18 protein-coding genes are annotated in these 20,011 nt (G+C 68.9%); 9 read left to right on the top strand and 9 right to left on the bottom strand.

All coding sequences use genetic code 11. The annotated features are described in order from the left end of the window. Window positions 1-10: 10 nt before the first annotated feature. Both ACGGCP_RS05175 and ACGGCP_RS05170 read left to right on the top strand, forming a co-directional pair. Window positions 11-721, top strand: coding sequence for a phosphoadenylyl-sulfate reductase (locus tag ACGGCP_RS05175; RefSeq protein WP_392961285.1), 711 nt, complete (start codon window positions 11-13; stop codon window positions 719-721). After that, a complete protein-coding gene (locus tag ACGGCP_RS05170; protein ID WP_392961282.1) occupies window positions 714-1,448 on the top strand; it encodes a sirohydrochlorin chelatase in 735 nt (244 codons plus the stop codon). Before ACGGCP_RS05175 ends, ACGGCP_RS05170 begins: the two co-directional genes overlap by 8 nt. Before the next feature lie 129 nt (window positions 1,449-1,577). Here ACGGCP_RS05170 and ACGGCP_RS05165 read toward each other — a convergent pair whose 3' ends face one another. Beyond that, window positions 1,578-2,027, bottom strand: coding sequence for a hypothetical protein (locus ACGGCP_RS05165; protein WP_392961279.1), 450 nt, complete (start codon window positions 2,025-2,027; stop codon window positions 1,578-1,580). A 32-nt stretch (window positions 2,028-2,059) separates the two neighbouring features. On the opposite strand from ACGGCP_RS05165, the gene ACGGCP_RS05160 reads away from it, so the two are divergent. Together ACGGCP_RS05160 and ACGGCP_RS05155 are read left to right on the top strand one after the other, a co-directional pair. Beyond that, window positions 2,060-3,013, top strand: a complete 954-nt coding sequence (locus ACGGCP_RS05160; protein ID WP_392961277.1) for a diacylglycerol/lipid kinase family protein — start codon at window positions 2,060-2,062, stop codon at window positions 3,011-3,013. Window positions 3,014-3,823: 810 nt separating this feature from the next. Continuing rightward, on the top strand, window positions 3,824-4,087 hold the full coding sequence (locus ACGGCP_RS05155) for a WhiB family transcriptional regulator (RefSeq protein WP_208496337.1): 264 nt from the start codon (window positions 3,824-3,826) through the stop codon (window positions 4,085-4,087). A gap of 214 nt (window positions 4,088-4,301) precedes the next feature. Here ACGGCP_RS05155 and ACGGCP_RS05150 read toward each other — a convergent pair whose 3' ends face one another. Next, a complete protein-coding gene (locus ACGGCP_RS05150) occupies window positions 4,302-4,754 on the bottom strand; it encodes an anti-sigma regulatory factor (RefSeq protein ID WP_392961274.1) in 453 nt (150 codons plus the stop codon). 226 nt (window positions 4,755-4,980) lie between these two features. Beyond that, a complete protein-coding gene (sodN, locus tag ACGGCP_RS05145) occupies window positions 4,981-5,391 on the bottom strand; it encodes a superoxide dismutase, Ni (RefSeq protein ID WP_270122265.1) in 411 nt (136 codons plus the stop codon). A gap of 191 nt (window positions 5,392-5,582) precedes the next feature. Here sodN and ACGGCP_RS05140 point away from each other — a divergent pair, with 191 nt between their 5' ends. Further along, window positions 5,583-6,545, top strand: a complete 963-nt coding sequence (locus tag ACGGCP_RS05140; RefSeq protein ID WP_392961270.1) for a zinc-binding dehydrogenase — start codon at window positions 5,583-5,585, stop codon at window positions 6,543-6,545. 133 nt (window positions 6,546-6,678) lie between these two features. Beyond that, window positions 6,679-7,176, top strand: a complete 498-nt coding sequence (locus ACGGCP_RS05135; protein ID WP_392961267.1) for a hypothetical protein — start codon at window positions 6,679-6,681, stop codon at window positions 7,174-7,176. Window positions 7,177-7,252: 76 nt separating this feature from the next. On the opposite strand, the gene ACGGCP_RS05130 is transcribed toward ACGGCP_RS05135, so the two are convergent. The 5 genes from ACGGCP_RS05130 to ACGGCP_RS05110 all read right to left on the bottom strand — a co-directional run bounded on the left by ACGGCP_RS05130 (window position 7,253) and on the right by ACGGCP_RS05110 (window position 15,014). Beyond that, on the bottom strand, window positions 7,253-8,143 hold the full coding sequence (locus ACGGCP_RS05130; protein ID WP_392961264.1) for a carbohydrate ABC transporter permease: 891 nt from the start codon (window positions 8,141-8,143) through the stop codon (window positions 7,253-7,255). Window position 8,144: 1 nt separating this feature from the next. Next, a complete protein-coding gene (locus ACGGCP_RS05125) occupies window positions 8,145-9,089 on the bottom strand; it encodes a carbohydrate ABC transporter permease (protein WP_392961261.1) in 945 nt (314 codons plus the stop codon). 20 nt (window positions 9,090-9,109) lie between these two features. Then, a complete protein-coding gene (locus ACGGCP_RS05120; protein ID WP_392961258.1) occupies window positions 9,110-10,450 on the bottom strand; it encodes an extracellular solute-binding protein in 1,341 nt (446 codons plus the stop codon). 228 nt (window positions 10,451-10,678) lie between these two features. Then, on the bottom strand, window positions 10,679-14,380 hold the full coding sequence (locus ACGGCP_RS05115; RefSeq protein WP_392961255.1) for a multifunctional oxoglutarate decarboxylase/oxoglutarate dehydrogenase thiamine pyrophosphate-binding subunit/dihydrolipoyllysine-residue succinyltransferase subunit: 3,702 nt from the start codon (window positions 14,378-14,380) through the stop codon (window positions 10,679-10,681). Between the two features lie 283 nt (window positions 14,381-14,663). Beyond that, window positions 14,664-15,014 (bottom strand): STAS domain-containing protein, encoded by a 351-nt coding sequence (locus ACGGCP_RS05110; protein ID WP_392961252.1) that lies wholly within the window; start codon window positions 15,012-15,014, stop codon window positions 14,664-14,666. A 276-nt stretch (window positions 15,015-15,290) separates the two neighbouring features. Between ACGGCP_RS05110 and ACGGCP_RS05105 the strand changes: the two genes are divergently transcribed. From ACGGCP_RS05105 to ACGGCP_RS05095, 3 genes are all read left to right on the top strand, one after another. After that, window positions 15,291-16,010, top strand: a complete 720-nt coding sequence (locus ACGGCP_RS05105; protein ID WP_289955040.1) for a response regulator transcription factor — start codon at window positions 15,291-15,293, stop codon at window positions 16,008-16,010. Continuing rightward, complete coding sequence (locus tag ACGGCP_RS05100; protein WP_392961249.1) at window positions 16,007-17,509, top strand: sensor histidine kinase; 1,503 nt, start codon at window positions 16,007-16,009, stop codon at window positions 17,507-17,509. The genes ACGGCP_RS05105 and ACGGCP_RS05100 overlap by 4 nt, the downstream gene beginning before the upstream one ends. Window positions 17,510-17,683: 174 nt before the next feature. Next, the gene (locus tag ACGGCP_RS05095) at window positions 17,684-19,090 is read left to right on the top strand and encodes a trypsin-like peptidase domain-containing protein (protein ID WP_392961246.1); all 1,407 of its coding nucleotides are present in this window, start codon (window positions 17,684-17,686) and stop codon (window positions 19,088-19,090) included. 100 nt (window positions 19,091-19,190) lie between these two features. Here ACGGCP_RS05095 and ACGGCP_RS05090 read toward each other — a convergent pair whose 3' ends face one another. Beyond that, on the bottom strand, window positions 19,191-19,844 hold the full coding sequence (locus ACGGCP_RS05090) for a restriction endonuclease (protein ID WP_392962035.1): 654 nt from the start codon (window positions 19,842-19,844) through the stop codon (window positions 19,191-19,193). Between the last annotated feature and the right edge of the window lie 167 nt (window positions 19,845-20,011).

Here is a 20,011-nt window from a genome sequence, read left to right as displayed (position 1 = left end):
GTGAAGCAGCATGAGCAGCACAGGGAAAGAGAGAGACCCCTTCGAACTCCGTGACCTCGCGATGGCCGCGGGGAAGCGCCTGGAAGACGCCACGGCCCACCAGATCCTCGAGTGGGCGGTCGGCGAGTTCGGTGAGCGCTTCTGTGTGACCTCCTCGATGGCCGACGCCGCCGTGGTCCACCTCGCCAGCGAGGTCGCCCCCGGCATCGACGTCGTCTTCCTCGACACCGGTCTGCACTTCCCCGAGACGCTCGAAGTCCGCGACTTCGTCGCCGCGACGATGAACGTCAACGTCCGCTCGATCCAGCCCGACCAGTCGGTGCTGTCGCAGGACGCCGAGTTCGGGCCGCGGCTCTTCGCCCGCTCCCCCGACGAGTGCTGCGCGCTGCGCAAGGTGCTGCCGCTCAACGCGGCCCTGGCCGACTACGACGGCTGGGCCACGGGCCTGCGCCGGGACGAGGGCCCGAGCCGCGCGAACACGCGCGTCGTGGACTTCGACATCTCCCGCCGCAAGGTCAAGGTCTCGCCGATCGCGAAGTGGACCGAGGCCGACCAGGAGGCGTACATCGAGCGCCACAACATCCCGGTCAACCCGCTGCTCAAGGACGGCTTCCGCTCGATCGGCTGCTGGCCCTGCACCCGGCGCACCGCGCCGGGCGAGGACCCGCGCGCCGGCCGCTGGGCCGCGTTCGACAAGACCGAGTGCGGACTGCATGTCTAGCGAGCTCGTCCCGGAACCCGACGCGGCCGCCGTGTCGGGTTCCGGCGTCTCCCCCTCCATCCGGCCCGTCGTGCTCGTCGCGCACGGCAGTCCGGACCCGCGCTCCCCGGAGGCCGTGCGGGCCATCGCCCGCACGGCCGGAGCGCACGTGGGCTTCCTGGAGTTCAACGAGCCGCACCCGGTCGAGGTCCTGACCGGCCTCGCCGACTCCGGTGTCACGGACGCGGTCGCGTTGCCGCTCTTGCTCACTGACGCCTACCACTCGCGGACCGACCTCCCGGAGGTCACGAAGCGCGCGCAGGAGGACCGTCCCGGACTCTCGGTGCATGTGGGCCGCCCGGTGGGGGACCTGTCCCTCGCCCGCGCCCTGGTCCGCGGTCTGCCGGGCGACATCGACGGCCTGGTGGTCTGCGCCGCGGGCACCCGCGTCGACGAGGGCCGCGCGCATGTCGCGGCGGTCGCGGCCGAGGCCGGACGCCTGCTCGGCGTCCCGGCCGGACCCGGGTTCGCCTCCGGTCCAGGGCCGACGGCGGGCGCCACGGTCGAGGCGCTACGGGCCGGAGGAGCCCGGCGCGTCGCCGCCGTCTGCTACTTCATCGCACCGGGTCTGCTGTGCGACAAGGCGATCGAGTCCGCGCGCGAAGCCGGGGCCGTCCACGTGGGCGAACCGCTCGGCACGGCACCGGAACTCATCGAGATCATCGCGAACCGCGCCGCCGCGGCCTGACCGCTACTCCGAACTGCGCTGGTCCTATTCGCCTCCGGCGCTGCGGCTTGCTCATTCGCCTCCGGCGCCCTGCTTTCCTATTCGCCTCCGGCGCTCTACCGCTTCATTCGCCTCCGGCGCTCTGCTTTCCTATTCGCCTCCGGCGAAAGGCCGCCGGTCGCCGAAGCCGACCGCGCGCCGCGTCGGCCCGCTGAGGACCAGCCCGATGATCGCCGCCGCCAGCGCCCAGGCCCCGATCCCGATGACCGGGTGGGCCGCCTCCCGGAGGTAGTACCCGACCGGGAGCCAAAGGAGCCCTTGGAAGACCGCCTGCGCGACGATGTCCTCCGCGCGGAGCAGCTTGCGGCCGATGAACCAGTAGTAGAGCGCCCCGAGGAACGCGATCAGCGCGACGCCGACGGCGCCGCTGACGGTGTCGACCTGGCCCGTCGCGATCTGTGCCAGTCCCCACACCCCCGCGGCGGCGAGTCCCGTTGCGAGGAGCCAGAACAGGATCGCCGCGGCGGTCAGGGTCCAAGGACGGTCACCGGAACCGGGGGTTTCGGTGACCGCGCCCATGTCGGCATCGGTTTCGTTCACACGCCAACCGTATCCCGGGCTACGCTGCGCCTATGCGCGACCTGAAAGCAGCGCCACAGCGTGGTCTGCTCATCGTGAACCCGAAGGCCTCCACCGGCTCGCGCCGCCGCACGCGCTGGGTGAGGAAGAAGCTCGACGAAGTGCTGGAACTCGACGTCGAGGTGACCCGCAGGCGGGACCACGCCGAGATCCTCGCGAAGCGCGGGGCGGACAAGGGTTACGACGTGGTCCTCAGCCTCGGCGGCGACGGCACCGTGAACGAGGTCGTCAACGGACTGGTCGGCGGGGGCCGCCCGGCCGAGGAGGCGCCGATCTTCGCGCCGATCCCGGCCGGTTCCACGAACGTGTTCGCGCGGGCCCTCGGGCTGCCCTGGGACCGCCGCAGGGCGTCGCTGGCGATCGTTTCGGCGATCGAGGAGCGCCGGGTGCGCACGGTGAGCCTGGGACGGGCGACCGGCGACGACGTCGACCGGCTGTTCACGTTCTGCGCGGGTCTGGGCTGGGACGCGTCGATCATCAAGAAGGTCGAGTCGTACCGGAAGAAGCGGAACCTCGGCGCGCACTACGCCCGCGCGGTGATGGCGGAGCTGAATGAGCATGGGGTGGAAGGGGACACGATCGAACTCGAGTTGTCCTCGGGGGAGCAGGACCTCTCGGAGGGGATGGTCGTGGTGCAGAACTGCGCACCGTGGACATACCTCGGTACCCTTCCGGTGAATCTCAACGCGCGGGCATCCTTTAATGCTGGACTTGACGTCCTGGTTCTGCGTAAACTTGGCCTGTCGGACGCCGCGAAGACCGCCGCTTCACTGCTGGTCGGTCGGGACGGGCCCGACGGCAAACACGCGGTGACGCATCACGATCTCTCCAGGATCAGACTGCGTGCTTCGCTGCCGCAGGCCTTCCAGCTCGACGGGGACTATCTCGGTGAGCGTACGGAACTCGAACTCAGTTCGGTCCCCGAGGCGCTGCGGGTGGCCTGTTAACAACTTGGGAAAACCTCAAGGTGGGTGTTGACAAGTCGCCCGTGAGCAGGCAAGGTTGATTTCGCCATCCCTACCGGGACGGCATGAGACTTACAACCGAATATCGTATTTTCGGTGCGTATAACCGGGCATTCGGTGGGTACTCAGCCTTTGGCGAAGCTTGCGAGCCAATAGTGTCCAAAGCCCTGGCGAACTTCCTAGCGTGGTAAGCAAGCCAACTTTGAGTACCAGTGTGTCAAACCGGTTCGACTCGCTGTCACCGACCCCGGTGTTTTCCGTTCGGGGGAGTGTGGCGGAGGCCGCCACGAGGGTCCGCGGTAGGGATTCCGGCGGTACTGTGGAACGAGTTCCACGAGTCTTCTTCGAGGTACAGCGCGGTGAGTTCACTCACTTCGGGCTGATTTCCGGAGTCGAACCCTTGACAAATCCCGAGCTTGTGAAAGCATTCACAAGATGGGTCGGGTCAGAGATGCGGACTCATCAGTCGCCACTTGGGCGACCGACGCCGTAGGCGGGTGTTCCCCGATGCCCTGGCGTTCAGCAATGACGCTGATGCGAGAGTGCTCCGAACTCGCGGTGACAACGATTCCCCTTGCCGGGAACGGGTTCCGTGCCGAGCACTCACCTGTGTCGCCCGCGAAGGTGCGACCGTCACAGCGGTTCTTCCGTGACGGACGCGGCGCGGCACTCACGCGAAGCGCGGACTGAACGCCGCCGCGGCCCTTGAGGCTCTGCGACGCCCGAACCGCAAGAGCAGTTCATAACACCGTGAAAGACCAAAGACATGATGATGAGCAAGGAGATGTTTTGATGGATTGGCGCCACGAGGCCATCTGCCGTGACGAGGACCCCGAGCTGTTCTTCCCGATCGGGGACACCGGACCGGCACTGACGCAGATCGAGCAGGCGAAGAACGTCTGCCGGCGCTGCCCCGTGACCGAGGAGTGCCTGCGGTGGGCGCTCGAGACCGGTCAGGACGCGGGCGTGTGGGGTGGCATGAGCGAGATCGAGCGCCGCGAGCTGAAGCGCCGCTCGGGTGCGCTGCGCACCCTGGCGACCCAGGTCGTCGGCTAGCAGTACCGCGCAATCCCTTGATTTAGTCCATCCCTCGAATTTGCGACAACAGAAGCTTGGAAGGCCCGGCGGTTCCGCCGGGCCTTCAGGCTTGCCCGCCGGAGGTGAGGCCGACTCGCGATTCCGGAGCTCCCCTTTCCAACCAAGCTATCGGAGGGGTACGACATTCCCGCTCGGCCGGTTCGACAGGCGGTGACGACCTGCGGGTGGCGGATCAGTAGATCTGGTGGCGCTGGGTGTCGGCGTCGGCTTCGGTGGCCGGGCGGCGCTGGGAGATCGTGATGGTGGTCGTGGCGTCCTCGACGTGGGCGTGGACCTCGTCTGTGAGGGCCCTGAGGACCTGCCACTGGTACGACCCGGAGTCGGGGAGGGGTTCGCCCTTGGGGCGGCTCAGCGTGATCTTGAGGGTCTCCTCGCCGACCGCGAGACTGCAGTGGAGGGGCTGGTCGCCGGTCTTGCGCCGGAAGGGGCGCGGGCGGCCGGGCTCGGCGGGGATCAGGAGCGCGACGGCGGCGTTGACCGCCGCCCGGAGGTCCTCGATCTCGTCCAGCGAGAACCCGAGCCGGGTCGCCACCGCCGCGGTCGCGGTCGGCAGGACCGACAGGTAGTCGCCCGTCGAGGGCACGTCGAGCAGCAGCACGTCCTCGCGCTCATCGCTCACCGGCATCGCCGCTTCCTGTGACTGAGGGGCCGAAGGACTTCCGCCCTCTCGCTGCAAAGGATAATCGGGTCGGCTCCGCGGTGCTGCACACCCCGCCTCAAATCCCACTCCCGAGGCCTCCTGGCGGGCGATCGCAGCCGCTCCCGGCGGGCCGGGACGGCGCCCGGGAACGGCGAAGCGCCCGGCACCGCTGGTGGCGGTGGCGGGCGCTCCATGGAGCGTCGGGCGGGCGCTAGGCCTGCTTGGTCTCCCAGAAGATCTTGGCGATCTCGTCGATCTTGGCGAGGAGCTCCTCGGCGACCTTCGGGTCGGCGGAGCCCTTGGAGCCCGAGGCCCCGGCCAGCTTCGTCGCCTCGTTCACCAGGCCGTGCAGCTGCGGGTACTTCTCGAAGTGCGGCGGCTTGAAGTAGTCGGTCCACAGCACCCACAGGTGCTCCTTGACCAGGTTCGAACGCTGCTCCTTGATGATGAGGGCGCGCGTGCGGAACTCAGGGTCCTCGTTGGCCTGGTACTTCTCGCAGATGGCCTTGACGGACTCCGCTTCAATGCGGGCCTGCGCCGGGTCGTAGACCCCGCACGGCAGGTCGCAGTGAGCCGAAGCCGAGATCTGCGGCATGAGCCGCTTGAACAGAGGCTTGAACATGTGCCCCTCCAGCTTCTTTCCAGTGGGTGTGATTCCACCGCCGACCCTACCTCTCCGAATGCCGATTTCCGTCCGGCCCCTAGAGTTAGAGACGCAGCACAGTCCCTCACGGAACACCATGCTGGACAGTGCGAACACCGGTTCCACAAGGACCGGACCCGCAAGCGCCGCAAAGATGGAGGTCAATCCAGATGCTCGCCGCCTACGCCAGTGCAGTGAACCCCGACGACCCCTTCGCCGCCCTCTCGGTGGGTGAGATCGAGCCCCCGGCCGTTCCCGAGGACTGGACGCGCGTCCCCCTCGCCGCGGCCTCCCTCAACCACCACGACCTGTGGTCGCTCGCGGGCGTCGGCCTCCGTGCCGACCAGTGCCCGATGATCCTCGGCACCGATGCCGTGGGGCGCACCGAGAACGGCGACCATGTCGTCGTCTACCCGGTGATCGCCGACGACTCGCTCGCCGACGAGACGTTGGACCCCAAGCGGACCCTGCTCTCCGAGTACTACCCGGGGACGCTGGCTGAGAGCGTCGCGGTGCCGCACCGGAACCTCGTTCCCGCCCCCAAGGGGTGGAGCGCGGCGGAGGCCGCCTGCCTGCCCACCACCTTCCTCACCGCGTGGCGGATGCTCACCACCCGCGGGCGTCTGCCCGCCGAAGGCGTCGTCCTCGTGCAGGGCACCGGCGGCGGCGTCGCCACGGCCGCGATCCTGCTCGCCAAGGCCCTCGGCGCGCGCGTCTACGCCACCGGCCGCAGTCCCGAGCGCCGCGAGCAGGCCGAGGCGATCGGCGCCGTCCCGGTCGAGGCCGGAGGCCGCCTGCCCGAGCGGGCGGACGTCGTCATCGACTCGGTCGGCGCGCCGGTCATGGCGCACTCGGTCAAGTCCCTCAAGCCCGGCGGGCGGCTCGTCAGCTGCGGCGTCACGGGCGGTCCGGTCGCCGACGTCGACATGCGGCACGTCTTCTTCAAGCAGCTGGAGATCCTCGGCTCGACCATGGGCACCCGGGACGAACTGGTCGAAGTCATCCGCTTCTGCGCCGAACGGGAGGTCAAGCCCGTCATCGACTCGACGTTCACGCTCGCCGAAGCCGAGCGGGCGCTGCGCCGCCTGCACTCAGGCGAGGCCTTCGGCAAGGTCGTGATCACCAACGAGTGAAGCCCAGCGTCGTAAGTACGACACTGGAGCCGCTTTCTGGCGGGTTCGCACTACGGGCGGGCCCGCCTGCGTTCACCCTGTAATGGATGTCACCACCGAACAGGTTCGGGGTTGCACAAGGGGGAGAGCGGCCATGTCAGTAATGGGTCGGGTCAAGGGCGGAGTCAAGGCCGCCGCCGGGAGCACGTGGGTCGTCACCAAGAAGCTCCTGATCAGAGTTGCGATCGCGGCCGCCATCATGGTCGTCGCCATCGCCCTGGCCAGAAGCGGGGAGAGCGCCGCGTCCGAGACCACCGGAGGCGCGGAGACCTCGGGGACCGAGGCGCATCCGATCGCCGCGCAGCGGGCGATCCTCTCGGAGGGCTGGACCGACGAGCAGCTCTTCCTGTGCGACTACACCGTGGACGCCACGTTCGGGGTCTCGATCTTCACCGAGACCGACTGGAGTTCGCGCCGCCTCGCACGGGTGATGAACGGCACCGAGATCGAAGGGTCCTGCACGTCGACCAAGGGTGAGAAGTCCTTGGGCTGCAACGGCCTGGAATGGGAGACCGAGTGGATTCACGTCCGCCACGGCGACACGGTCGGGTACACGCCGGCCTCCTGCCTCGTCAGTGACGGGATCTTCTAGGAAGCGATATCCGGGGGAGGGGGAACGCGAAGCGGGGTCCGGCACCAGCCGGACCCCGCTCGCTGTGCGTGCAGTGCTACTTCAGGCCGACGCCCGCGACGCCTTCGACGATCCGCTTCTGGAAGATCAGGAAGACGATGAGCAGCGGAGCCGCGCCGAGGACCGCGGCGGCCATGTTCTGGGCGTAGAACAGGCCGTAGCCGCCCGCGACGACCTGCAGGCCCACCGGCAGGGTCATCATCGACGGGTCGCTGGCCACGAGCAGCGGCCACAGGTAGTTGTTCCACGAGCCGATGAACGTGAAGATCGCGACGGCCGCGATGATCGGGCCCGACATCGGGAGGATGACGTTCCACAGCACCCGGAAGTGCCCGGCGCCGTCGAGCTTCGCGGCCTCCTCGTAGTCCTTCGGGATCGCGTCGAAGAACCGCTTGAGGATGAACACCATGACCGGGGCGACCACCTGCGGGAGCGCCAGGCCCCAGTAGGTGCCGCCCATGTGCAGGGCGTTGACCAGGTCGAACAGCGGGATGATGAGCGCCTGGCCGGGCACCATCAGACCGGCGATGATCGCGCCGAACAGGAAGTTCTTGCCGGGGAAGTCGAACCGCGAGAACCCGTAGGCCGCGGTCGTGCACAGCACCAGCGTCAGGACGGTGACGATGACCGAGACGATCGTCGAGTTCAGCATCCACGTGAAGTGGTCGCCGCGCTCGAACAGGACCTTGTAGCCGTCGAGCGACCAGGTCTCGGGGATCCAGCGGATCTCCTGCCCCAGGCTCGCGTCGGCCTCGGTCTTGAACGAGGTCGACAGCGCCCACAGGAGCGGGAGCAGCCAGAACACGGCCAGGACGGTCGCCGCGACGTACACGATGACGGCGCCGACGGTGGGGCGCTTGAACCGGCGCCGCACCGTGCGGGGCTCGGAGGGGGCGGCTGCGACGGAAGTCGCCTGCGCTGCGGTCATGTCAGGACTCCTTCCGGGAGAACAGCCGGAACTGGAAGATGGAGATGATCAGGATGAGGATGAACAGCACGTAGGACAGCGCCGAGGCGTAGCCGATGCGGTAGCCCTCGAAGCCCGCGATGTAGATGTAGTGGATCGCGACCTCGGACTCGCGGTTCGGGCCGCCGCCGGTCATGATGTACATCTGGTCGAAGATGCGCAAGCTCGCGATGAGCTGCAGCACGACCACCATCGCGGTGGTGCGGTTGAGCAGCGGCAGGGTGATGTGCCACAGCTGGCGCCACCAGCTCGCGCCGTCGATGCTCGAGGCCTCGTAGACGCTCGGGTCGATCGTCTGAAGCGCCGCCAGGTACAGCAGGAAGTTGAAGCCGACCGTCCACCACACCGTGGTGATGACGACCGACCACATGGCCATGCCGTTCTCGCCCTGGTACCAGATCGTGGGCGCCGAGGCGTCCTGGAGGCCCAGCAGCTGCAGGTAGTGGTTGAGCAGGCCGCCTTCGGGCTGGTAGATCCAGATCCAGATCATGGTGACCACGGAGACGGGGACCACGAACGGCGCGAAGAACGCCATCCGCAGGAACCAGCCGAGCTTGCGGGCCCGGTTCACCAGCAGCGCGAAGACGATCGCGAGGACCACCAGCGGCGGCGTCGAGTACAGGGTGAACTCGGCGGTGTTGACCAGGGCGTTCCAGGCGCGCTCGTCGCCGAAGGCCTCGACCCAGTTGTCGAGCCCGACCCACGAGGCCGGGCGGCCGGTGAGGCTCTTGTCGGTGAAGGAGTAGTAGAGGCCGAGGAAGGTCGGCCAGATCAGGAACAGCGCGTAGAAGGCCACGAAGGGGAGCACGAACCAGAGTCCGGCCAGCGACTTCTTCTTGCGCGGAGCGCTCGGGGGCCGCGTCATCGCGGCCGACGCCTCAGCGGGCGTCGCGGTTTTCACAGTCATCGGGAAGTCCTAGGGGCGGTTCAGTCGACCGGGTTGGGGAGGGCCAGCAGCGAGTAGATGCGCTCCTTCATGAGCTCCAGCGCCTCTTCGGGCTTCATCGCCAGGCCGTAGACCTGCAGGAAGATCGAGCCGGTCTCGTCGAACAGGCGGGCGGCGGAGCCGGAGAACCACACGTCGGGGTCGAACTGCACGTTCTCGACGACGCCGGAGTACTCCGCGTTGGGCTGCAGCGCCTGGTACTCGGCGCTCTCGGTGACGGGCAGGTAGGACGGGGTGTGCCCGCCGCCCTCGCCCCAGCGGAAGCTGTTCTTGAGCATGTAGGCCGCGTACTCGATGGTGGCCTCGCGGACGCCCTCGCCCCAGGCGTTGTGGCGGGGGAGCACGAACGAGTGGCAGTCGCCCTGGGTGCGGCGGTTGCCGAAGAAGTTCGGCATCTCGGTCATGGAGAACCAGTTCGGGTTGTCGCCGCCGAAGAGCTTGAAGCGGTTGATCTCCCAGTTGCCGACCTGCACGAACGCGGCGGCGCCGTTCTCGAAGTTCGCCGCGCACTGGGCGCCGTCGGCGAAGGTCGGGCAGAGGCCCTCCTCGGCCATGAGGTACATGGTCTCGATGGCCTGCAGCGCCTTGTCGTCGTCCATCTCGAAGTCGTCCTCGCCGAAGGACATCTCGCCGTCGGCCTGGCGGTACCAGGCCCAGAATTGCCGCCAGCCGCCGAACGTGTCGAGCGAGGTGCCGAACTGGCCGGTCAGGGCCTTGGCCTCGCGGAGCACGTCGAAGTAGGCCTCGCGGCTGGTCGTGTCGACGAGCGTGCCGTCGGCGTTGAGCGCGCCGATCTGCTGGCAGATGTCAACGTTGTAGTAGTTGACGAGGGCGTGCGTGTCCAGCGGGAGCGCGTAGAGCTTGTCGTCGACGAAGCACTTCTCCCAGATCTTCTCGGGGAAGTCGGCCGCGTCGATGCCGACCGCGGCGAGCTCGTCGGTGGTGATGGCGTCCAGGAGCGTGTCGGGCGAGACGCTCTTGAGCCGGGAGAGGTGGATGGTGGCGATGTCGGCGGCGTTGCCGCTGGAGGCGCCCATGACGAGGCGGGTGTAGAACGGGGTGCCCCAGCCGAAGGTGGTGGCCTCGAGTTCGACGTCCGGGTGCTCGGCCGAGAAGTTGCCGTGCATCTCGGTCATGATCGCGCCGTCGGCGCCTGCCAGCAGGTTCCACTGCTTCACGCGGGTCCGGTCGCTCAGGCCTCCGGCGACCGAGCCGCACCCGGCCAGGCCGAGGCCGGCGGCCGCCGCCGTGCCGGTGAGGAGTACCCGCCTGGAGAGACCTGGCTCAGCGCCAGAGCCAGGGGGCGAGGGATGATTCGGCATCAATGCATCACTCCAATGTGATTCTTTGTGGTGAGGGCCGGTCGGGGGTGGGGCCGTGGAGCCATTGTTATCGCTCTCATAGGCATGGTCAAGGGCGGACATCGGAAGAAAACGAAATCGCAACTTCCGTAAAGTAAGCTGCGGCCGAAACGTTACCGGTAAAGTTACGTGAGATGCGAAACAGGGGAGGCCCGGAGGCCTCCCCTGCGTCGTTCGGTGCTTTCGGTACTACTGCGGCTGCGGGACCGCCACGTCGACCAGCGCCTGCTGCTCGACCTCGTGGACCTTCGGCGAGCCGGTGGACGGCGCGGCGGCGGCCGGGCGGGAGATGCGGCGCAGGTGGACCCCGCCGAGCTGCTCGAGCAGGTTGAGCGCGATGTGCGACCAGGCGCCCTGGTTCGCCGGCTCCTCCTGGACCCACGCGGTGTCGGTCGCGTTCGGGAACGCCTCGAGGGCGCTCTTGAGCTCGTCGGCCGGGAGCGGGTAGAGCTGCTCGACGCGCAGGATCGCGGTGTCGGTGACGCCGCGGTTCTGGCGGGCGGCCTCGAGGTCGTAGTAGACCTTGCCCGAGCACAGGAGCACGCGCTTGACGTCCTCGGCCTTGATCTGGCCGCTGGCGACCGCGGTGTCCCGCAGGACCGGCTGGAAGCGGCCGGTGGTGAACTCCTCGAGCTGGCTGACGGCGGCCTTGTGGCGCAGGAGCGACTTCGGCGTGAAGACCACGAGGGGCTTCTTGACCGGGTCGAGGGCCTGGCGGCGCAGCAGGTGGAAGTAGTTCGCCGGGCTCGTGGAGTTGACGACGCGCATGTTCTCGTCGGCGCACAGCTGCAGGAACCGCTCGATGCGGCCCGAGGTGTGGTCGGGGCCCGCGCCCTCGTGGCCGTGCGGGAGCAGCAGGGTCACGCCCGAGTGCTGGCCCCACTTGGCCTCGCCGGAGGAGATGAACTCGTCGGTGATGGTCTGGGCGCCGTCGACGAAGTCGCCGAACTGGGCCTCCCACAGGACGAGCATCTCGGGGTTCTCGACGGAGTAGCCGTACTCGAAGCCGAGGGCGGCGAACTCGGAGAGCAGCGAGTCGTAGACGAAGAACTTCGCGGCCTGCTCGCCCAGGTGCGCCAGCGGCGTGTACTCGGCGCCGGTGGCCTGGTCGACGACGACGGCGTGACGCTGCACGAAGGTGCCGCGGCGCGAGTCCTGGCCGGCGAGGCGGATCGGCTTGCCCTGCATGAGGAGCGAGCCGAACGCGAGGGTCTCGGCGTAGGCCCAGTCGACGGTGCCCGAAGTGGACATCTCGCTGCGCTTCTCGAGGACCTTGCGGACGGCCTTGTGCGGGCCGAAGCCCTCCGGCAGCGTGGTGTGGGCCTTGCCGATCATCGCGATCGTCTCGGCGTCCACCGACGTGTCGATGTCGGCGACCGGCTCGGGCTGGTGGCGCCACGGGAGCGGGCCGGTCTGCCCGGCCAGGGCCTCCTTGGTCTCGCGGAAGACCCGTTCGAGCTGGGCCTGGTAGTCCGCGAGCGCCTCCTCGGCGTCTTCCATCGTGATGTCGCCGCGGCCGATGAGCGCGCGGGTGTAGAGCTTGCGCACGGACTGCTTGCCGTCGATGACCTGGTACATCTGCGGGTTGGTCATCTTGGGGTCGTCGCCCTCGTTGTGGCCGCGGCGGCGGTAGCAGACCATGTCGATGACGACGTCCTTGTTGAACTGCTGGCGGTACGCGAAGGCGAGCTTCGCGACCTCGCACACGGCCTCGGGGTCGTCCCCGTTGACGTGGAAGATCGGCGCCTGGATCATGCGGGCGACGTCGGTGCAGTACAGCGAGGAGCGCGAGTGCGCCGGGGCGGTGGTGAAGCCGACCTGGTTGTTCACGACCACGTGGACGGTGCCGCCGGTGCGGTAGCCGCGCAGCTGCGACAGGTTCAGGGTCTCGGCGACGACGCCCTGGCCCGCGAAGGCCGCGTCGCCGTGGATCGCCACGGGCATGACGGTGAAGCCGTCCTCGCCCAGGTTGAGGCGGTCCTGCTTGGCGCGGACGATGCCTTCGAGGACCGGGTTCACGGCCTCCAGGTGCGACGGGTTGGCCGCGACGGAGACGACCGTCTCGTTGCGCCCGTCGGGGGAGGTGAACTTGCCGGTGAGGCCCAGGTGGTACTTGACGTCGCCGGAGCCGCCGATGCTCTTGGGGTCGATGTGCCCCTCGAACTCGGTGAAGATCTTGGAGAGCTTCTTGCCGACGATGTTGGCGAGCACGTTGAGGCGGCCGCGGTGCGGCATGCCGATGACGACCTCGTCGATGGCCGCGCCCGCGGCCTCGTTGAGGACGCGGTCGAGCAGCGGGATGAGCGACTCGCCGCCTTCGAGGCTGAAGCGCTTCTGGCCCACGAACTTCGTCTGCAGGAACGTCTCGAACGCCTCGGCGGCGTTGAGGCGGCCGAGGATGTGCTTCTGCTCCTCGACCTTCGGCTTCTCGAAGGGGACCTCGATGCGGCGCTGGATCCACGCGCGCTCCTCGGGGTCCTGGATGTGCATGTACTCCACGCCGACGCGGCGGCAGTAGGAGTCGCGGAGCACGCCGAGGATGTCGCGGAGCTTCATGCGCTGCTGGCCCGCGAAGCCGCCGACGGGGAAGGTCCGGTCGAGGTCCCACAGGGTGAGGCCGTGCGACAGGATGTCCAGGTCGGGGTGGCGGCGGATCTCGTAGTGCAGCGGGTTGGTGTCGGCCATGAGGTGGCCGCGCACGCGGTAGGCGTGGATGAGCTCGATGACGCGGGCGTTCTTGTCGATCTGGCCCTCGTGGGTCTTCGACACGTCGCGGACCCAGCGGACCGGCTCGTAGGGGATGAGCAGCGAGCGGAAGACCTCGTCGAAGAAGCCGTCGCCGAGCAGCAGCTTGTGCAGCGTCGCCAGGAACTGGCCGGACTCGGCGCCCTGGATGATGCGGTGGTCGTAGGTCGACGTGACCGTCATGATCCGGGAGACGCCCAGGTCGGAGAGGGTCTCGTCGGAGGCTCCGGCGAACTCGGCGGGCACCTCCATGGCGCCGACGCCGACAATGAGGCCCTGGCCCTTCATCAGGCGCGGGACGGAGTGGACGGTGCCGATCCCGCCGGGGTTGGTGAGCGTGAGCGTCGCCCCGGCGTGGTCCTCCATCGTGAGCTTGTTGTTGCGGGCCTTGCGGACCAGGTCCTCGTAGGCCTGCCAGAACTCGCGGAAGTCCATCGACTCGCAGTTCTTGATCGACGGCACGACGAGCGTGCGGGTGCCGTCGGGCTTGGCGAGGTCGATCGCGAGGCCGAGGTTGATCGCCTCGGGGGTGACGAGCTGCGGCTTGCCGTCGACGACCTTGTACGAGGCGTTCATGCCCGGGTGGGCCTTGACGGCCTGCACCAGCGCGTAGCCGATCAGGTGGGTGAAGGAGACCTTCCCGCCCTGGCCGCGCTTGAGGTGGTTGTTGATGACGATCCGGTTGTCGAACAGGAGCTTCGCGGGGACCGCACGCACCGAGGTGGCCGTGGGGATCTCCAGGGACGCGTCCATGTTCTGGGCCACCTTGGCCGCGACGCCTTTGAGCGGCTTGGTGCCTGGTTCGTTCACGATCGGAGTCGCCTTCTTCGCGGGTTCTGCAACGGGGGCCGACGCAGCGACAGGAGCCTCGGGCTTCGCCTCGGCGACCGGAGCGGGCTGCACGACCGGCTCAGTCGCGGCGGGCTTCGCCGGGGCCGCCTCGACGGCAGGGGCGGGTGCGGCCGCCTCGGCCTTGCGCTCGCCGTCGTCGGCGGACGTCGCGCCCGTCGGATCGCCGCCGAAGAACTCGCGCCAACCGGCGCTGACGCTGTCGGGGTTTTCGCGGAAACGCTCATACATCTCGTTGACCAGCCATTCATTGGCACCGAAATCGGTCAACTGACTGCCCGGAGTCGCACTCGACACGACTGAATCGCCTCTTCTTTGACGCTGCGTGGACGGGGACGGCAGTCCCCGGACTCAAGGGTAACCGGGGGGAGGAAAAAGTGTAGTACCGGTAACGCCGTTGCGGGGCTGGTCACTCAGGTCCCTGCGAATGTGCTGCGCAGCAGGCAGATACATGTGGAAGTCTCGTTCGCCACACCGGCGTTTCGCACTTCCGGAAGGGCCGTGTTGTGCGGCGGAGCGTGCGATCGCGCCCCGGCCGGAGCCGGGGCGCGATCAAGTCTGGCGCTGTTCGCGGGCGGGCCTAGCTGGCCGCGCGCTCCTTGCTGGAGAAGGTCTCGGTGGGCTCCTCGAGGAGCTCCTCGGCGCCGACGACGGTGAACAGGCGGGTGATGAAGCGGTTGGGGTTGACGACGGCCAGCGCGACGCCCATCTCGCGGGCGATGCGGTAGGCCACCACGATGGTGCCGATACCCGTGGAGTCGAGGACCGTCACCTTGGCGACGTCGACCCGGATGGCGGTGGCCCCGCCGGCCTCGAGGGCGTTGGTGATCGTCTCGCGGATCTGCGGCGCGGTCGCGTAGTCGACTTCGCCTGCAAGCTCGACGGTGACGACCCCGGCGTCGGTCGTGGCGGTCTCGATTGACAGCGTCATGAACTCACCTGATTCGGTAGGGTCCCGAGCACGCAATGCGCTCGGCTGCGACACAAAGTCTATCCGACCGGTACGACGGAAAACAGTTCGCGCGCGCCAGTTTCCCGCATAGCAACACACTCCTCCGATAAAGGTCACTCGAACGTGTTCCGATCGAGTGCGCAGTGTCACGGCCGAACCGGTCCGCGAGCGGACCGCTTGGCACGTCCCGGTCGCGGGCGTATGCTTCCTAACCACCCGTGACCTGCGCTCGACCGCCGAACCTGTGAGAGGCCCATGCCGCTTTCGACCAGCCAGCCGAACGCCGAGACCGAGGCCACCCTGCTCGTCGTCGAGGACGACGAGAACATCTGCGAGCTCCTGTCCACGTCGCTGCGGTACGCGGGCTTCGCCGTCCACGGCGTCGGCACCGGCGACGAGGCGCTCCGCTCGATCGCCCGGCACCGCCCCGACCTGGTCGTCCTCGACGTGAACCTCCCCGACTTCGACGGCTTCGAGGTCGTGCGCCGCATGCGCTCGGGCTCGGACCACACCCCGGTGCTGTTCCTCACGGCCCGCGACGACACGGCCGACACCGTCACGGGCCTCTCGGTGGGCGGGGACGACTACATCACCAAGCCGTTCGCGCTCGAAGAGGTCGTGGCCCGCATCCGCGCGGTGCTGCGCCGCTCCTCCGGGGAGCTGCCCCGGCCCTCGCGCCTGCAGTACGCCGACCTCGAGCTCGACGAGGAGACGCACGAGGTGTGGCGCTCGGGCAAGGCCGTGCAGCTCTCGCCGACCGAGTTCAAGCTGCTGCGCTACTTCATGATCAACGCCGGGCGCGTGCTCTCCAAGGCCCAGATCCTCGACCACGTGTGGCGCTACGACTTCCGCGGCGACGACGGCATCGTCGAGTCCTATGTGTCGTATCTGCGGCGCAAGGTCGACACCGGGGAGCCCAAGCTCATCCAGACCCTCCGGGGTATCGGCTACGTCCTGCGGGAGCAGCATCGTTGAGCGCTCCCCGCGTCTTCGAGGGCGTCCGCGACAAGTGGGACCGGACGCCGCTGAGGGTCCGGCTCACCGCGGCCGTGCTCGTCCTCGTGGCGGGCTCCCTCAGCCTCATCAGCGTCTCCACGATCCTGGCGCTGCACTCGTACTTCCTCGGCACGGTCGACGACGAGCTGAAGACCCAGCTGATCAGCTTCAGCCCGGACCTGTTCGACCCCGACTTCGCCGAGGACGCCGACGAGATCCCGGGCCTGCGCCCCCAGCAGTACCTGTTCAGCATGGTGTCCGCCTCCGGTAACAGGCTCGACCACCCCAACGACCGCGACGACTACCCGCTGTTCGACTACGAGAAGCTGGTCGCGGCGAACGGCGAGGCGTTCACGGCGCTGAGCAGCGACGGCGCGACGCGCTGGCGGGTGCTGGGCCTGCCGGGCTCCGCGGTGGGCAGCAAGGACCCCGACTACGAGCCCGAGGAGCACAACCTCGACCCGGACACGTACTACGTCCTGTCCTACAAGCTCTCGCACTTCGACAAGACCGTGGCCGGGCTGGTGTGGGTCGACCTGCTCATCGGCGCGGGGGTCCTCGCGGGGCTCGCGGCGATCGGCGTGGGCCTGGTGCGGGCGAGCCTGTCGCCGCTGCGGCAGATCGAGAACACGGCGGCGATGATCGCGGCCGGGAACTACTCGCGGCGCGTGCCCGACCACGACCCGAACACCGAGGTGGGCCGGGTCGGCCGGGCCATCAACTCGATGCTGACCAAAGTAGAGGGCGCGATCCGCGCCCGGGAATGGTCCGAGCAGCGCGCGCACGACTCCGAGGAGCGGATGCGCGAGTTCATCGCGGACGCCTCGCACGAGCTGCGCACGCCGCTGACGAGCGTGCGCGGGTACGCGGAGCTGGTGCGCACGAACCCGCAGATGCCCGAGGCCGACCGGCAGCAGTACATCGGGCAGATCGAGGAGGCCGCCAAGCGCATGGGCCTGCTCGTGGGCGACCTGTTGCACCTGGCCCGGCTCGGGCAGGAGCGGCCGGTCGAGACCGAGCCGGTGGACCTGGCCGTGCTCGGCCACGAGGCCGTCGCGGCGCACGCGGTGACCGCCGAGGACCACGAGTTCCGCTTCACCAGCGTCCCCGGTCCCTCCACTGTGGTTGCCGCCGACCGGGCCCGGATGCGGCAGGTGCTCGACAACCTCCTGTCGAACGCGGTCCGGCACACCCCGGCGGGCACGCACATCAGCGTCGAGGTCGCCGCCGAGGACGGGTCGGTGCGCCTCACGGTCGCCGACGACGGCCCCGGCATGACCCCCGAGACCGCCGAGCGGGTCTTCGAGCGGTTCTTCCGCTCCGGCTCGGTCGCCCACCCCGGCTCGGGGCTCGGCCTCGCGATCGTGGCCGCGATCGTCAAGGCCCACGGCGGGACCGTCCAGGTCGCGTCGGAGCCCGGCGAGGGCACGGCGTTCACCGTGATCCTCACGGCCGAACCGCCGAGCACCGATGAGTAGCTCCGACGGGTGAAGCTTGGAAAGCTTTAAAGCACGTCGATGTCCTGAACGCCCGTCCGAGCGGGCCCGACCCCGCTGACCAGTGCGCCCGCGTCTGGGCCGGTCGCGGATCATTAAAGGGTTTTAAGGCGTTTTACCAGCGGGCCGAGAGCTGGGCCCGGCATGCTTCCGTACATGAGCAGCACTGAGAGCACCAAGGGCCCCGAGGGGACCGAACCGCAGGGCCCCGACGGGCCTCGCACCCCCGACGCCGCGCCCGCCGCGCCTGAATCCCCGCTCGCCGAGCAGGCCGCGAGCCTGCCGCCGAGCACCGCGCCCGCGGGCGACACCGCCGTCGTCGGCGCGCCCGCCCCGAACCCGGAGTTCCAGCCGTACGCCGCGCAGCAGGCCGCCGCCGCGCCGCCGCCGAGCGACCACACGCAGGTCCTCGCGGGCGCCCCCGCTCCGGCGCCCGCCGGGGCCCCGAACATGTCCGCCCCGGCTTGGCAGCCCGGCGCGCCCGTCCCGCCGATGTACCAGCAGCCCGGCGCACCGGTCGCCGCGCCGTACAAGCCGCGCGGCCGCGGCAAGCTCGTCGCCGGCGCACTCGCCCTCGCATTGATCGCGGGCGGCGCGGGCGGCGTCGCGGGCTGGTTCCTCAACGACGGCGACGGCGGCACCACCACCGTCCAGTCCGTCTCGATGGACGCCGGCTCGGGCATGACCTACACCGAGATCGTCGACAAGGTCAGCCCCTCGGTGGTCACCATCGTCACCGACGCCGCCGAAGGCTCGGGCGTCGTGTACTCCAAGGACGGCTACATCGTCACCAACAACCACGTCGTCGACGGCGCGCAGTCGGTCGAGGTCCGCTTCTCGGACGGCACCACCGCCGACGCGTCCATCGTGGCCACCGACTCCACGCAGGACCTCGCCGTCATCCAGGTCGACGGCGTCGACGACCTCACGCCCGTGACCTTCGCCGACTCCGCCGGCGTCCAGGTCGGCGACGTGGCCGTCGCCATCGGCTCGCCGCTGGGCCTCGAAGGCACCGTGACCACCGGCATCGTCTCGGCCCTCGACCGGTCCATGACCGTCTCCAGCGAGGAGTCCCAGGGCTTCGGGCAGCAGTCCAGCTCGACCCTGAGCGGCCTCATCCAGACCGACGCGGCCATCAACTCCGGCAACTCCGGCGGCGCGCTCGTCAACGGCGACGGCGAGCTCATCGGCATCAACACCGCCATCGCCACCACCGACTCCGGCTCGATCGGCCTGGGCTTCTCGATCCCGTCCAACACCGTCAAGGACACCGTCGAGCAGCTCATCCAGAACGGCTCGGTCGAGCAGGGCTACCTCGGCGTCTCGGTGGCCGACACCGACGGCAACGGGGCCATGGTCCTCAGCGTCGAACCCGACTCCCCGGCCGCGCAGGCCGGGCTCCAGGAGGGCGACGTGATCACCGCGATCGACGGCGCGCCCGTCACGACCGCGTCCGAAGTGGTCGCCGCCGTGCAGGGCACCTCCTCGGGCACCGAGGTCGCCATCACCTACACCCGCGACCAGCAGGAGGCCGAGACCACGGCCACCCTCGCGACGTCCTAGGGAACCACGCGGCAGCGGCCCCGAGCTCGATGCTCGGGGCCGCTGCCGTCTCGTCAGCGGGTGCCATGGCGCCGTGTCGCGATCACAGCGCCACGACGGCTCACTTCGACGCGGTGCTCGCGCTCGGCTCGAGCGCGGCCTGGGCCGGGCGCAGCTGCGGCGGCGCGATGCCGGTGTCGATCCACTCCGCGAGGCGCTCGCGGTCGACGATGAGGACGCCCAGCTGCGCGGCGACGGCCTCGTTCCGCGCGGCGTGGTGCATCCAGTGCAGGTTCGCGTTGGTGATGAGGACGCCCGCGTCGCAGTCCCAGCGGGCCTTGATCTCGCCGCCGAGGATCTGGACGTGGCGGTTGCCGTTGCGCCGCCGCATCGTCTTGTCGTCCTTCTTGGCGCGCACGATGATGCGCTGGCCGCTGTTGAAGGTGACGACGAAGTTGCAGCCGAGGTCGTTCTTGCGGTGGCCGAACTTCTTGACGCGCTTGGCGTCGAGGCCGACCAGGAGCTGGCCCGCCATGGCGTCGAAGGCCGGGATGTTCATCTTGTCGACGCTGCGCATGAGGGTCTGGCGCTCGTGGGCGACGGCCCGGTCGCGGTGCTCGTGCCCGCGGCTGCGGAACAGGATCCACCCGGCGAGGGCGGTGCCGCCCAACAGGATCGCGATGGAGGCGAACCAGGCCCAGTGGTCCGCTATGAAACCGAGAACGAAATAGCCGAGGATGAGAGCGGCGATCGCCGCTGCGGCTCTGAGGATCACGGACAAGGCGGCCTCCACTGGGTTAGAGGGTGCGGCTAGCGTTATGTCGCCTGTGTGTTGTAACTGCCAGTATCCGTTACCGTTCGCTCACGCGTAAGGCCAATGTCCGGTACCCGACAGCTTGGTTCGGCATCCTGCATGTGCGGCCCGTCGCGACACGCTCACCG

This window comes from Glycomyces sp. NPDC048151, assembly GCF_043202775.1.
In the GTDB taxonomy this organism is placed as follows: domain Bacteria; phylum Actinomycetota; class Actinomycetes; order Mycobacteriales; family Micromonosporaceae; genus Glycomyces.
The sequence above is the reverse complement of the archived record's forward strand: the minus strand, read 5'-3'. Positions and strand labels throughout refer to the sequence as shown.